This window comes from Kaistia sp. SLG-1 (assembly GCF_059699055.1).
This window is the reverse complement of the sequence record NZ_AP048544.1, coordinates 2,763,573-2,777,599: the sequence shown is the minus strand read 5'-3', so window position 1 is coordinate 2,777,599 and position 14,027 is coordinate 2,763,573. Positions and strand designations below refer to the sequence as shown.

General features: G+C 67.5%; 14 protein-coding genes. 7 read left to right on the top strand and 7 right to left on the bottom strand.

Features of this window, described 5'->3' with window-relative positions:
• Nucleotides 1-7: 7 nt before the first annotated feature.
• From AC6HZP_RS12565 to AC6HZP_RS12545, 5 genes are read right to left on the bottom strand one after another with little or no spacing between them, the layout of a single operon-like run.
• The gene (locus AC6HZP_RS12565; RefSeq protein ID WP_497523146.1) at nt 8-946 is read right to left on the bottom strand and encodes an ROK family protein; all 939 of its coding nucleotides are present in this window, start codon (nt 944-946) and stop codon (nt 8-10) included.
• Nucleotides 943-1,674 carry a ribulose-phosphate 3-epimerase gene (locus AC6HZP_RS12560; protein WP_497523145.1) on the bottom strand — a complete coding sequence of 244 codons (732 nt, stop codon included), beginning with the start codon at nt 1,672-1,674 and terminating at the stop codon, nt 943-945. Before AC6HZP_RS12560 ends, AC6HZP_RS12565 begins: the two co-directional genes overlap by 4 nt.
• On the bottom strand, nt 1,671-2,498 hold the full coding sequence (locus tag AC6HZP_RS12555) for an alpha/beta fold hydrolase (protein WP_497523144.1): 828 nt from the start codon (nt 2,496-2,498) through the stop codon (nt 1,671-1,673). Before AC6HZP_RS12555 ends, AC6HZP_RS12560 begins: the two co-directional genes overlap by 4 nt.
• Entirely contained in the window at nt 2,495-3,319 is an 825-nt protein-coding gene (locus AC6HZP_RS12550; protein WP_497523143.1) for a sugar phosphate isomerase/epimerase family protein, read from the bottom strand. The genes AC6HZP_RS12555 and AC6HZP_RS12550 overlap by 4 nt, the downstream gene beginning before the upstream one ends.
• Complete coding sequence (locus AC6HZP_RS12545; RefSeq protein WP_497523142.1) at nt 3,319-4,395, bottom strand: Gfo/Idh/MocA family protein; 1,077 nt, start codon at nt 4,393-4,395, stop codon at nt 3,319-3,321. Before AC6HZP_RS12545 ends, AC6HZP_RS12550 begins: the two co-directional genes overlap by 1 nt.
• A 229-nt stretch (nt 4,396-4,624) precedes the next feature.
• Between AC6HZP_RS12545 and AC6HZP_RS12540 the strand changes: the two genes are divergently transcribed.
• The 7 genes from AC6HZP_RS12540 to AC6HZP_RS12510 all read left to right on the top strand — a co-directional run bounded on the left by AC6HZP_RS12540 (nt 4,625) and on the right by AC6HZP_RS12510 (nt 11,797).
• Complete coding sequence (locus AC6HZP_RS12540; protein WP_497523141.1) at nt 4,625-4,972, top strand: hypothetical protein; 348 nt, start codon at nt 4,625-4,627, stop codon at nt 4,970-4,972.
• Nucleotides 4,973-5,091: 119 nt separating this feature from the next.
• A complete protein-coding gene (locus AC6HZP_RS12535; RefSeq protein WP_497523140.1) occupies nt 5,092-6,111 on the top strand; it encodes an acyltransferase family protein in 1,020 nt (339 codons plus the stop codon).
• 3 nt (nt 6,112-6,114) lie between these two features.
• The gene (locus tag AC6HZP_RS12530) at nt 6,115-7,545 is read left to right on the top strand and encodes a cryptochrome/photolyase family protein (protein WP_497523139.1); all 1,431 of its coding nucleotides are present in this window, start codon (nt 6,115-6,117) and stop codon (nt 7,543-7,545) included.
• A gap of 141 nt (nt 7,546-7,686) precedes the next feature.
• Nucleotides 7,687-8,724 carry a cysteine synthase A gene (locus tag AC6HZP_RS12525; RefSeq protein WP_497523138.1) on the top strand — a complete coding sequence of 346 codons (1,038 nt, stop codon included), beginning with the start codon at nt 7,687-7,689 and terminating at the stop codon, nt 8,722-8,724.
• Nucleotides 8,725-8,726: 2 nt separating this feature from the next.
• A complete protein-coding gene (locus AC6HZP_RS12520) occupies nt 8,727-9,443 on the top strand; it encodes an alanyl-tRNA editing protein (protein WP_201403863.1) in 717 nt (238 codons plus the stop codon).
• A 41-nt stretch (nt 9,444-9,484) separates the two neighbouring features.
• On the top strand, nt 9,485-10,342 hold the full coding sequence (gene sseA / locus AC6HZP_RS12515; protein WP_497523137.1) for a 3-mercaptopyruvate sulfurtransferase: 858 nt from the start codon (nt 9,485-9,487) through the stop codon (nt 10,340-10,342).
• Between the two features lie 231 nt (nt 10,343-10,573).
• Nucleotides 10,574-11,797, top strand: a complete 1,224-nt coding sequence (locus tag AC6HZP_RS12510; protein ID WP_497523136.1) for an OmpA family protein — start codon at nt 10,574-10,576, stop codon at nt 11,795-11,797.
• Nucleotides 11,798-11,870: 73 nt separating this feature from the next.
• Here the strand turns inward: AC6HZP_RS12510 and AC6HZP_RS12505 are convergent, their stop codons facing one another.
• On the bottom strand, nt 11,871-12,671 hold the full coding sequence (locus tag AC6HZP_RS12505; protein ID WP_305798452.1) for an amino acid ABC transporter ATP-binding protein: 801 nt from the start codon (nt 12,669-12,671) through the stop codon (nt 11,871-11,873).
• Between the two features lie 17 nt (nt 12,672-12,688).
• The gene (locus tag AC6HZP_RS12500; protein ID WP_497523135.1) at nt 12,689-14,023 is read right to left on the bottom strand and encodes an amino acid ABC transporter permease; all 1,335 of its coding nucleotides are present in this window, start codon (nt 14,021-14,023) and stop codon (nt 12,689-12,691) included.
• Between the last annotated feature and the right edge of the window lie 4 nt (nt 14,024-14,027).

Here is a 14,027-nt window from a genome sequence, read left to right as displayed (position 1 = left end):
CGGCCTCCTACAGCACGAGGCTCGCCGCGCCGACAAGCCCGGCATGGCTGCCGAGCGTGGCGCCGACCACCGGCACGTCGCGGAACGGCGGCATGGCGCGCTGGCGGATCGTCCGCTCGATCTCGGTGCGCATCAGCGGCAGCAGGCTGCCGACGCCGCCGCCGAGGATCAGCCGCTCCGGCGAATAGAGGTGCAGCAGATTGGTGAGCCCGATGCCGAGCCAGCGCGCCTCCTCGTCCAGCAGGGCGAGCGCCGGCGCGTCGCCAGCGCGCGCGGCTTCGGCGACATGGCGGCCGGTGACGGGATCCGCGCCGGCGACCCGCGCCAGGCCGGGCGCGGCGCCCGAAGCGACGAGTTTGGTCGCCTCGCGCGCCAGCGCCGTGCCGGAGGCGAGCGCCTCGAAGCAGCCCGTGCTGCCGCAGGCACAGCGCTCGGGCCGATCCGAGATTGCCATATGGCCGATCTCGCCGGCGAGGCCGCGCCGGCCATGCAGCAGGTGACCGTCGACGATGACGCCGGCGCCGATGCCGGTCGAGACGGTGACGAACACCATCGACTGCGTGCCCTGCCCGGCGCCGAAGCGCCATTCGCCGAGCGCCGCCGCGTTGGCGTCGTTCTCGAGGCGGACCGGCAGCCCGAGCTGACGGCCGAGGATCGCGACCAGAGGCACGTTCTTCCACCCGGTCAAGGTCGGCGCGTCGACGACGATGCCGGCTTCGGGATCGAGCGGGCCCGGCGCGCCGACGCCGAGGCCGACCGGCGAGGCCTCCGGAACCTCCGCGCGCACCTTGTCGACCAGCCCGACCATCTGCGCGATGACGGCCTCCGGGCCGCCGCGCGCGTCCGTCCGGGTCGCGGCGAAGGCCGCGATATCACCGCGCTCGGTCACCAGCGCCGCGCGCAGCTCCGTGCCGCCGAGATCGATCGCGAGCGCTGTTTTCGTCATGCCGCGTTGTCCGGCGCCGGCAGCTTGTGCAGCCAGTCCATGCGGGCGGCGAGGTCCGGGTCTCCGAAGGCCAGCGAGCCGAGCACGACCGTCTCCGCGCCGGCGGCGCGCAGGCGCGGCGCCGTGTTGTCGCGAATGCCGCCATCGGCCGCGAGCCGCACGGCGTCCTCGCGGCCGGCTTCGCGCAGCAGGGCGCGGACGGCCAGAAGACGTGGGCAGGCCTCGTCGGAAAGCCCCTGCCCCTTCACGCCGATCGCCGTGCCGAGCAGGGTGACGAAATCGACCTGGCCCAGCCAGGGCCGCAGGATTTCCACCGGCGTCTCGAGCCGCAGCACCAGCCCTGCGGCGACGCCGAGCTCGCGGATCAGCGCCAGCGCCTCGTCGACCACCGGGCCGATCTCGGCATGGATCGAGATCAGGTCGGCGCCGGCCTCCGCGAACTGGCGGATCTGCGACAGCACGATGTCGCCCTCGACCATCAGGTGGACATGCAGCGGACGGTCTGTGAGCGCGCGGATCCGCGCGACCTGGTCGGGGAAGAGCAGGAAGCTCGGCGCGAAGCGGCCGTCGGCGACGTCGATATGATAGAGATCGACATGCGCCGCCGAGCGCGCGATGTCGCGCTCCAGATTGCAGAGATCGGCGGACCAGAGCGAAAACTCGCCGAGCAGGCGATCGCGCGGCAGGGCGCGCAGCCAGTCGGCGGCGGGTCGGCTTGTGGTGGTCATGCGTGGATCTCCCGGATCGGAACGGTGGCGCGCAGGAAGTCCTCCAGCGCGGCGCGGAATTCGGCGACGTGGCGCGGCTTGTCGGTCGTCTTTGGCGTGATCTCGACCAGGCGCGCGCCCGGAATGGTCGCCGCGAGGCGTTGCGCATGGCTAAGCGGATGGGCGTGATCGACACCGTGGCCGATGACGAGGGTCGGCACCGCGAGCGCAGCGGCTTCTGCCTCGGTGACGCCCGGTCCGTCGGCGGCGATGTCGCCGAGCAGGTCGGCGGTCATGCCAAGGTCCGGCCGGTCGAAGAACTTCAGCAGCGAGGCGAGGTTGTCCGGCGCGTCGCGACGAAGCGTTTCGGCCGTTTCGGACTGCGCGAAGGCATCGCGTGCCGCGTCGCGCGGAAGCTCGCGCATCAGGGCGGCCACTTCGCCATAGGGTCGCATGTTGTCCGGGCCGACGTCGAACAGCCAGGCCGGCCGCGCCAGGACGAGCCCGGCGACCCGGTCCGGATGGCGCGCGGCGATCCGAAGCGCGATCGCGGCGCCCATCGAGATGCCGCCGACGATGAAGCGGTCGATCCCCCGCGCGTCGCAGGCGGCGAGGATGTCGTCGGCGAACATCGCGATCGAGAATGGCCGGATACTGCCGGGCGACGAGCGCCCCTGCGCGCGGCATTCGACGGTCAGGCGGCGAAAGGCCGGATCATCCGGGAAATTCTCCGCGACCTGCCCGCCGTCACCGCCGAGGCCGTGCTGGAACACGACGGGAAAGCCCGCCCCGCTATCGAAGACGGAGAGCGTCGCGTCGTCGCGAAGGATCGTCGTCTCCGTCATGACGCGAGAAGCCCCGCGAGATAGCGCGCGACGCCGGGCGCCTCCTCGGCGGAGAGGCCGTGAGTCACCACCGGGCCATCGAAGCCTGCCTGCCGTAGCCGCGCGAAGAAATCCGGGAAATCGACGACGCCCGTACCGGCAGTGGCAAAACTGCCATCGGCCTTGCGGTCCTTGGCATGCGCCATGGCGATGCGGCCGGCGAGCGTCTCGACCGCCTCGGCGACGATGGTGCGTGCCGTGTCGCGGTCGGCGATCTCGAACAGATTGGCGGGATCGACGATGAAGCGGATGCGGTCCGAGCCGATGGCCGCGACGAGCCGCCTGCCATCCTCGGCCGAGGTCACGACATTCGCCTGCTCCGGCTCGATGCCGAGATCGACGCCAGCCTTGTCCGCCAGCGCGACGGCCTTCTTCATCTCGGCCAGCAGGTCGGCCCAGGCCTCCGGCGTCGCATTGTCCGGATGGTGCGCCCACTGGTCGACGGGATCGCGCGTGCCGGTGCAGAGGGTGACCAGCGGAATGCCGAGCGCCTTCGCAGCCTCCAGCATGACGCCGAGCCGGCGCATGCCGTCCTCGCGAACCGTATTATCCGGATGGATCATGTTGTAGGTGCCGGAGAGCGCGACCAGCTCGACGCCGGTCTCGGCGACCGCCGTGCGGATCGTCGCGATGGTGTCGGCAGGGATTTCGTCCGGCATGGCCGGCAATCCGGCGCAGGCCATGTTAAACTGCGCGGCGGGGTAGCCGGCCTCGCGGACGGCTGTCAGGACGGTTAACGGAACGCTACCAGAAAAGGTCTTGGCGAAGATGCCGAGGCGCATCAGACCGCCCCCACCATGTCGGGCACGCTGACCGTCTCGCCGGTCCGGACCGACTCGGCGATCGCCGCCATGGCGCGCACCGAGGCGAGCCCGTCATGGATGTCGGCGCCGCGCTGCGGCGCGCCGTTGAGGATGGTGTCGGCGAAGCCTTCGAGCTGGCGGCGGAAGAAATGGCCGTCGGCGCCGAGCGGCCGGCTATAGCTCGCGTCCTTCTCGGAGAAGATCTCGACGTCGCTCGATTTGAAATACCAGGGATTGTAGGTCTTCGCGATCACGCTGCCGTTCTCGCCATAGAGCTGGAAGCCCTCGAACCAATCCATGCGGACGGCGACGGTGAGGTCGAGATGGCCGAGCGTGCCATTGGCGAAGCTCGTCTCGACGAACCAGCTATAGGCGCCGAAACGCTCGGAAAGCCGCGCCCTGACCGCCGTGATCTCGCCGCAGAGAAAGCGCGCGGTATCCACGAGATGGCTGCCATGCGCCAGCATGAAATAGCGGCGCAGATCCGCCTTTGGGTCCTCGCTCGGCTTCTTCGCGAACTTGCTGGTGACCGGCAGCGGCTGGACGGCGTCGGTCATGGTGTAGCGGTGCGTGCTGTCGCAGTACCAGGCCTTCAGCGCCAGAAGCTCGCCGATCTCGTCGCGGACGAAGTCCCGCGTCGCCTCGATGCCGGGATCGAAGCGCTTCATGTGGCCGACCTGCAGGGTCAGCCCGGTCAGCTCGACCACTTCCTTCAGCGCCTCGACCTCCTCGACCGAGGTGCCGAGCGGCTTTTCGCAGAGGACATGCTTGCCCGCTTCCAGCGCGCGGATCGCCATCGAGACGTGGAAGCTGTCGGAGATCGCGACGATCACGGCCTCGACCTCAGGGTCGGCCAGCATCGCCTCGTATTCGCCATAGGCCTTCTGCGGCTCGTAGGTCGCGGCCATGCGGGCGAGGAGGTCCGGCGCCGCGTCGCAGATCGCATAGAGATCGGCGTTGCGCGCCTTCACGCAGGATTCGAGATGGGCGAACTGGGCGATCGGCCCCGCGCCCAGGACGCCGACCCTGAGCCTGCGCGCTTCCTTCTTGATCATCGGAATCCTCTTCCTTGTCCGGCATCGAGCCTGCGCATGGTTGCGGCTTCGCGGGATCAGGTCAAGCGGGTTGATGCATATATGCGCAGATAGGCGCACAAGACTGCATTATCCCTGCGGATAAGAACCGGTTGTGCCGATCCGCCGAAAGCACAATCGCGGCGATGCAAACCGGCTCCCGACGGTCTATATTCCCGGCATGGATTTCGGGCATTGATGACAGGAGACGATGATGAAGCGCATTTCGATCGCTTTGGCGGGACTGGGCCTTCTGGCCTGCGCGACCACGGCCAGCGCGCAGAGCGAGCGGATCGACCCCGTTGATTCCAGCCAGTTCCGCAAGCTCTCCTGCGACGAGATCGCATCCCGCATCCAGGCGCTCAACGTGCCGATCTCGAGCAACAACAATAGCTGGGACGAGCTGCGCCGCAATCCGACCCTGCAGTTCATCCTGCTCGGTATCCGGACGCCGAACCCCACCTACGAGGATTTCATCGCCCATGCGCGCGGCGAGCGGAACGCGCTGATCGAAGTCGCCGTCGCCAAGAATTGCGCGGCACAGCGCGGCCTCCAGTAGAGCGTCGCCGGCATTGCCGGATCAACAAGGCGGCGGGCTCCCTCGCCGCCTTGCGCGTTAACGGGATCGTCGCTTCCTTGGCTTAGGTTCGCTCGCGATCGGAACGGGGTGGGGGATCGATGTCGGGACGCGCTCGGATAGACTGGGTCGATTACGCCAAGGGCTTCTGCATCGTCATGGTCGTGATGATGCATTCAACGTTGGGGGTCGAGAAGGCCGCCGGCGCCGAAAGCTGGCTCGGCTATCTCGTCGCCTTCGCCAAGCCCTTCCGGATGCCGGACTTCTTCCTGATTTCCGGCCTGTTCCTGTCGCGCGTGATCGATCGCGACTGGCGCAGCTACGCCGACAAGAAGATCGTCCATTTCGCCTATTTCTACGTGCTCTGGTTGGTCATCCAGTTCCTCTTCAAGGCGCCGGGCATGGCGGCGGAACAGGGTGTCGGCGGCGCGCTGCACGAGTTCCTGCTCGCCTTCATCGAGCCGTTCGGCACGCTCTGGTTCATCTACCTGCTGCCGATCTTCTTCGCCGTCACCAAGCTGCTGCGCGGCGTGCCGTCCTGGATCGTGCTGATCCTGGCGGCGGCGCTGGAGATCGCGCCGGTCCATACCGGCTGGGTGATCCCGGACGAGTTTGCCGCCCGCTTCGTCTATTTCTATGCCGGCTATGTGTTTGCGCCGCAGATCTTCCGCCTCGCCGCCTTCGTCATCGCGCGGCCGGCGCTCGCGGCCGCCGGCCTCGTCGCCTGGGTCGTCGTCAACGGCCTCGTCGTCTTCAATGGCTATTCGGAGCTGCCCTTCATCGGCCTGGCTCTCGGCGTCCTCGGCGCCTGCGCCGTCATCGCCTTCTCCGCCCTGCTCTCCAAGGCCGACCTGATGGCCCCGCTCCGCTATTGCGGCGAGCATTCGATCGCGATCTATCTCGCCTTCTTCCTGCCGATGGCGGCGACGCGCGCCGTCCTGCTCAAGACGGGCCTCATCCCCGATCTCGGCACGGTCGCGCTGATCGTCACCGCGGTCGGCGTCGTCACGCCGCTGCTGTTGGAATGGCTGGTTCGCGGCACCCGGTTCCGCTTCCTGTTCGTCCGGCCGGGCTGGGCGCGGATCGACCGCGTCCGGACCGGTTTCGCGGCGGCGGAATAGAGCATGGCTGCCTCAAGGCCGACGCTGGTCTGGCTGCGCGACGATCTCCGCCTCGCCGACAACCCCGCCTTGCTCGCGGCCATCCGCGAGGGATTGCCGCTCGCGATCGTCTATGTGCTGGACGAGTTCAGCGAGGGAATCCGGCCGCTCGGCGCCGCGGTGAAATGGTGGCTGCATCGTTCGCTGGCCGCGCTCGACCGCGACCTATCCGCCCTTGGACAGACGCTGGCGCTCCGGCATGGGCCGGCTGCGGACGTCATCCTCGACCTCGTCGCCGAGATCGACGCGGCGCGGGTGACGTGGAATCGGCGCTACGGCGAGGGCGAGCGCGCGGTCGACACGAGGATCAAGGCGGCGCTGAAACAAAGGGGCGTCGAGGTCGAGAGCTTTCAGGCCAATCTGCTCTGCGAGCCTTGGACCGTGCGCACCCAGAGCGACCGGTCGTTCCGGGTCTACACGCCGTTCTGGAAGGCCTGTCGCGCGCAATTGCCGCCGCGCGCACCGCTGGCGCGGCCGGACGCCCTGCCCGGTCCCGTCGCCGGCCTGCATTCCGACAGTCTCGATTCGTGGAAGCTGCTGCCGACCGCGCCGGACTGGGCCGGCGGGATCCGGGAACGCTGGACGCCGGGAGAAGCGGGCGCAAATGCCCGGCTGGCGGAGTTCCTGAAGAATCGGCTCGAAAGATATGCCGGCCACCGCGACGAACCGGCCGCCGAGGCTTCCTCGCGCCTGTCGCCGCATCTCCGCTTCGGCGAGATCAGCCCGTTCCAGCTCTGGCACACGCTCACCGAGACGCGGCCGGACGCCGAGCTGGGTCAGCCGAATGTCGACAAGTTCCTGTCCGAGATCGGCTGGCGCGAATTCTCCTGGCACCTGCTCTACCACCAGCCGGATCTCGCCACCCGCAACTTCCAGCCGCGCTTCGATGCTTTTCCGTGGCCGCCTGTCGACGAGGTCGCTCTTGCCGCCTGGAAGCAGGGCCGGACGGGCATTCCGATCGTCGATGCCGGGATGCGCGAGCTCTGGCAGACCGGCTGGATGCACAACCGCGTCCGGATGATCGTCGCCTCGTTCCTGATCAAGAACCTGCTGGTCGACTGGCGGGTCGGCGAGGCGTGGTTCTGGGATACGCTGGTCGATGCCGACACCGCCAACAATCCGGCGAGCTGGCAATGGGTGGCCGGGTCGGGCGCAGACGCCGCGCCCTATTTCCGGATCTTCAATCCCGTCCTGCAGGGCGAGAAATTCGATCCCGCCGGCGAGTATGTCCGCGCCTATGTGCCGGAGCTCGCGCGCCTTCCCGCCAAGGCGATCCACGCGCCCTGGAAGGCGGGCGGCGTTGCCGGCTATCCGGAGCCGATCGTCGACCTCGCGACCTCCCGCGACCGGGCGCTTCGCGCCTTTTCCCGGCTTCAGAGCGACGAAGAGGATTGATTTCCTCTTCATGCAGCCTGTTGAAGAATGATATTCCGGATCGTTGAAAGCCGTCGGGGAATGGTGCTTTGCGGGGTGGTCCTGCTTGAAGCCAGTCTGTGGGCCAGCTAGCCTTCCCGTCTCTCATTCCAGAAAGCAATCATGGCCGTCCTTCCTTCCGTCGTCGAAGCCATCGGCAACACCCCTCTGATCCGCCTCCGCCGTGCCTCCGATGAAACGGGCTGCGAGATCCTGGGCAAGGCCGAGTTCATGAACCCGGGACAATCGGTCAAGGATCGCGCCGCGCTGTTCATCATCCAGGACGCCGTCGCCAAGGGGCAGCTTCGTCCGGGCGGCACGATCGTCGAGGGCACCGCCGGCAATACCGGCATCGGGCTCGCTCTGGTTGCGAGCGCGCTCGGCTTCAAGACGGTCATCGTCATTCCCGATACGCAGTCGCAGGAAAAGAAGGATGCGCTGCGGCTCGCGGGCGCGATCCTGATCGAGGTCCCGGCCGTTCCCTACAAGGACCCGAACAACTACGTGAAGCTCTCGGGCCGCCTCGCCGAGCAACTGGCAAAGACCGAGCCGAACGGCGCCATCTGGGCCAACCAGTTCGACAATGTCGCCAACCGCCAGGCGCATATCGAGACGACGGGCCCCGAGATCTGGGAGCAGACGGGCGGCAAGGTCGACGGCTTCGTCTCGGCGGTTGGTTCCGGCGGCACGCTGGCCGGCATCGGCATCGCGCTCAAGGCCCGCAACCCGGACATCCAGATCGCGCTGGCCGATCCGCTCGGCGCGGCGCTGTTCAGCTATTACACGACCGGCGTGCTGAAGGCCGAGGGTTCGTCCATCACCGAGGGCATCGGCCAGGGGCGCATCACGGCCAATCTGGAAGGGGCGCCCGTCGACGCGGCCTATCAGATCACCGATGCCGAGGCGCTCGAGGTGGTGTTCGACCTCGCCGAGAATGAAGGCCTCTGCCTCGGCGGCTCCTCGGGCATCAACATCGCCGGCGCCATTCACCTGGCCAAAAAGCTCGGCCCCGGCCATACGATCGTGACGATCCTCTGCGACTACGGCACGCGCTATCAATCGAAGCTGTTCAATCCCACCTTCCTGCGTGAAAAAGGCCTGCCGGTCCCCGGCTGGCTCGAGCGCAATCCCGAGATCCACATTCCTTATGAAAAGGCGTGACGATGGCTGAGACGACCCTGCTCTTCCGCGACGATCCCTATCTTTCGACCGCTGAAGCCAAGGTCGTCGGCATCAATGAGCGCGGAGGCATCCTGCTCGATCGCACCGTCTTCTATGCGACCGGCGGCGGCCAGCCGGGCGATGTCGGGACGCTGGAGCGCGAAGACGGGTCGATGATCAAGATCGCCACCACCGTCTATGGCGACAGCAAGAGCGACATCGTGCACGTGCCGGGCGAGGGCTCCGCCCTGCCTGCGCTTGGCGAGACGATCGTCCAGCATCTCGACTGGGCGACGCGGCATCGGCACATGCGCATCCATACCGGCCTGCATCTCCTCACCGTCGCCCTGCCCTTCCCCGTTTCGGGCGGCCGCATCGGCGCCGAGGAAGGCCATCTCGATTTCGACATCGACGGCGCCGTGCCGGCCAAGGAAGAGATCGAGGCGAAGCTGAACGCCCTCGCCGCCGCTGATCACGCGGTCTCGACCGAATGGATCACGGACGAGGAGCTCCTCGCCAATCCCGGCCTGGTCAAGACGATGAGCGTCATGCCGCCGATGGGCAGCGGCCGCGTCCGCCTCGTCCGCATCGGCGACATCGACCTGCAGCCCTGCGGCGGCACGCATGTGCAGTCAACCGGCGAGATCGGCCCGCTCGTCGTCGCCAAGATCGAGAACAAGGGCAAGCAGAACCGGCGCGTCCGCATCCGCTTCGCCTGAGCCTCCCCCATCGCTAGAATGACCGACGACCGGAGACGGACATGATCGACCGCGCAACCACCCTCGTTTCGACCGAATGGCTGGCCTCCCGCCTGGGCGATCCGGCCATCGCCGTGGTCGATGCCTCGTGGTACCTGCCGACGGCGCAGCGCGACGCGGCGGCCGAGTTCCGCAAGGCTCACATCCCCGGCGCCGTCTTCTTCGATATCGACGCGATCGCGGACACCCGCTCCGGCCTGCCACACATGCTGCCCTCGCCGGAGGTTTTCGCCGAGACCGTCGGCCGCCTCGGCATTTCGGAGACGCAGACGGTCGTCGTCTATGACGGCGCGGGGCTCTTCTCCGCCGCGCGGGTCTGGTGGACCTTCCGCACCATGGGCGCCGCCGATGTCCGCATCCTGGATGGCGGCTTTCCGCAGTGGATCGCGGACGGCCGTCCGGTCGAGACAGGCGAAGCCACACGCAGCCCCGCCACCTTCAACGCGCATTTCGACGCGAGCGCTGTGCGCAGCCTCGACCAGGTCCGGGGTGTGATCAATGCCGGCGGCGCGACGGTTGTCGACGCCCGCCCGGCCGAGCGCTTTCGCGGCGAAGCGCCGGAGCCCCGGCCCGGCCTGCGCGCCGGTCATATGCCGGGGAGCCGCAATGTCCCGTTCGGCGCCGTCGTGGCGAACGGCCGGCTGAAGAGCCCCGCCGATCTCGAGGCGGCCTTCGCCGAGGCGGGTGTCGATCCGTCCCGGCCGATCGTCACGAGCTGCGGCTCCGGCGTCTCGGCCGCGATCCTGTCGCTGGCGCTTGCCACGCTCGGTGCTCGCGACGTGGCGCTCTATGACGGCTCCTGGGCCGAATGGGGCGGCGCTCCCGACGCACCCGTCGTGACGGGACCGGCCGACCAGTAGGCCACCGCCCACAAGCTGAACGGTCCATTCAGCCGTCGTTCAGCGGCAATCCGCGCATATGTCTCTCACGGTTGCCGCATTTCGGCGGCATGGAATGACGCATCCAGACACGACCTCGCGTCCGTCCCAGACATCGGCCAGCTGAGGCCAAGCTGCAGGAAGACCATGAGACCCTCCTATTTTCTTCTGCTTTCATCGGTTGCCGTTCCCGTCCTCTTCGGCGGCCCAACAATGGCGCTCGCCGATCAGGCGCAGATGGAGAGCCGGCCGATCGTCGTTGCCCAGGCGGCGGAGGATCGCGTCCAGAATGCAAAGGAACTGCTGGAGAAGGCCCAGGAATCGCTGAAGCAGGCCGAGGAGACCGGCGGTGACGTGCGCGCCGCGCGGCGCGGCGTCGCCGACGCGATGAAGGACCTTCGCGCCGTGGAGACACCCGGCGGCGCGGCCCCTGCCGAGCCCGAAAAGCCGGCTGCGCCGCAGCCTCCCAAGACTGACGACAATAAGACCGACGACAATCCGGATCGTCCGGCCCGGCCGTCAGCCGGCAGCGGCGAGCAGCCGAAGCCCTATCAGCCGCCGGCCGGTTCGAAGAAGCCGGACGAGCCCTCGCGACCGGACCGGAAGCCGGCGCAGGGCGAGCAGAAGCCGCAACCTCCCAAGGCTGAACCCAAGCCGCAGCCGCCGAAGGCGCAGCCCGCGCCGGACCGCCGTCCCGACGATGCCGGCAACCGCCCGCCGCGCGGCGAACAGGCGCGGCCGGACGGATCGCGCAACGAGCGTTCGCGTCCCGACGCCCGGCCGCCCCGCCCCGGCGACCGCAATGACGGTCCCGATCGCGGCGGCTATCGCGACGGCCCGCCGCCGCGCGACATCTTCATCGACGGCCGGATGCCGGGCGACCGGGAAGTTCCGCCGCCTCCGGGCTATCGCGGCGATCGGCCGTACCGGCCGAGCGATCGCTTCATCGATGGCGGCCGTGCCACCGAACGGCAGATCGAGGACACGTTCCGCGCTGCGCCGGTGCAGCGGATCGACCGCGGCTATTCGATGAACGAGATCCGTCGCGATCCGCGTGTCCGCGACATGGTGCGCCGCGTCGATCTCGACACGATCACCTTCGAATTCGGCTCGGCCCGCGTGCCGGATGACCAGGTCCGCAAGTTGCGCTCGATCGGCCGCGCCATCGGCCATGTGGTCGATCGCGATCCGCGCGCGGTCTTCCTGATCGAGGGCCACACCGACGCGGTCGGCACCGACCTCGCCAATCTCGAGCTCTCCGATCGTCGCGCCGCCTCGGTGGCCGGGATCCTGTCGGATTATTTCGACATCCCGCGCGACGCGCTCGTCAGCCAGGGCTACGGCAAGCGCTACCTGAAGATCCCGACGGACGGACCGGAGCGGCAGAACCGCCGCGTCACCATCCGCAACATCACGCCGCTGCTGAACGGCCGATAAGACGATCGGCGTAGAAGACGAAAAAGCCCGGCAGATCCTGCCGGGCTTTTTTGCATTCGGCCGCTGCTCGGCGTCAGTGCAGGATCTGGCTCAGGAACAGCTTGGTCCGCTCGTGCTGCGGATTGGTGAAGAAGCTGACCGGATCGTTCTGCTCGATGATCTGGCCGCCATCCATGAAGATCACGCGGTTCGCGACCTGGCGGGCAAAGCCCATCTCGTGCGTGACGCAGATCATCGTCATGCCCTCGAGCGCCAGGCCGACCATGACGTCGAGCACTTCCTTGATCATCTCGGGATCGAGCGCCGAAGTCGGCTCGTCGAACAGCATGACGCGCGGGTTCATGCAGAGCGAACGGGCGATGGCGACGCGCTGCTGCTGGCCGCCCGAGAGCTGGCCCGGATATTTGTTCGCTTGTTCCGGGATCTTGACCCGGTTCAGGTAGTGCATCGCGATGTCCTCGGCCTCGCGCTTCGGCATGCGGCGGACGTTGATCGGCGCCAGCGTGCAGTTCTCGAGGATTGTCAGGTGCGGGAACAGGTTGAAGTGCTGGAACACCATGCCGACCTCGCGGCGCACTTCGTCGATCTTGCGGAGATCGTTGGTGAGCTCCTTGCCGTCGACGACGATCTTGCCCTTCTGGTGCTCTTCCAGGCGGTTGATGCAGCGGATCAGCGTCGACTTGCCGGAGCCCGAGGGACCGCAGATGACGATGCGCTCGCCGCGCATGACCTTCAGGTTGATGTCGCGAAGGACATGGAACTCGCCATACCACTTGTTGACGTCGACCATCTCCACCGCGACGTCGGTCGACGAAACGGTAAGGGCGGGCGGAACGAGCGGCACCTCGATGGCAGCAACGGACGGATCCGACATGGAGACTCCCCTGGATTCTATCTTCGGCCCCTGTCGAGCCGTCTTTCTGTAAACGCAGCATAGCGGGACATCGAGAAACAGAATGCCCAAAACACCATGGCTGCGAAAATATAACCCGTCAGTCCGGTGACGGGTGACGCCCATTTCACATCGTTGGCGGACGCCTGGATCTGGCCCAGGAAGTCATAGAGCCCGATGATGATGACCAGCGTCGTGTCCTTGAAGAGCGAGATGAACGACCCGACGATACCGGGGATCACGATGCGGAGCGCCTGCGGCAGGACGATCTTCTGCATCATCTGCCAATAGCCGAGGCCAAGCGCCATCGCACCTTCATACTGGCCGCGCGGGATCGCCTGCAGGCCGCCGCGGATCGTCTCCGCCATATACGCCGCCTGGAACAGCGCCACGCCGATGAGGGCCCTGAGCAATTTGTCGAACGAGACGCCGTCGGGCAGGAAGAGCGGCAGCATCACCGAGGCCATGAACAGCACGGTGATCAGCGGAACGCCGCGCCAGACCTCGATGAAGATGGTCGATGCGAGCTTCACCACCGGCATGTTCGAGCGCCGTCCGAGCGCCAGCAGGATGCCGAGCGGCAGCGCGGCGACCATACCGGTAATCGCGACCACCAGCGTCACGAGAAGGCCGCCCCAATTGGCCGTCTCGACCGGCACGAGGCCGAAATCGAGACCAACCAGGAACAGGACCACGGCGATATAGCCGAGGATGACGGCCGCGGTGGTGCCGGAGCCGTAGAATGGCCTCCCCGCCAATCTGGCGAAGAGCGCCAGCCCTCCGAGGATGAGCGCGGAGACGAGCGCGTATTGCACGGCGAAGCGAAGCGGTCCCGGCTCCATCAGGCTGGACGGGATCAGGCTTCCTGAGAACCGGACATGACCTCCCGTCAGCAGGATGAACGCGATGATCGGAAACACGCCGATCAGGAACAGCGCGTTCAGCCGCTTGAAGGGAACGCGCGGGATCAGCAGCGGCACGAGCCCGATCACCAGGAGCAGGAATACGATGTCGACCCGCCAGCGTTCGGCGATCGGATAGCGGCCATAGATGAACTGCGGCAGGTAGGCCTTCACATAGGCCCAGCAGGCGCCCGTCGCCGTGGCGCAGACGGAACGGTCGGCGCCCTCCCAGACGGCGTTGACGAGCGTGAAACGGATGAAGGGGGTCACCATCCAGACGATGAACGCCAGGATCAGGACCGTCATGACGCCGTTGAGCGGCGACGAGAACAGGTTCTGCCGCATCCAGCCGGTGATGCCGACCGTGCTGCGGGGAGCGGCCTGGGGCTCGATTAGAGCGCGGCGGACGAAGCTTTTGGCTGGCGCGTTCATGGCT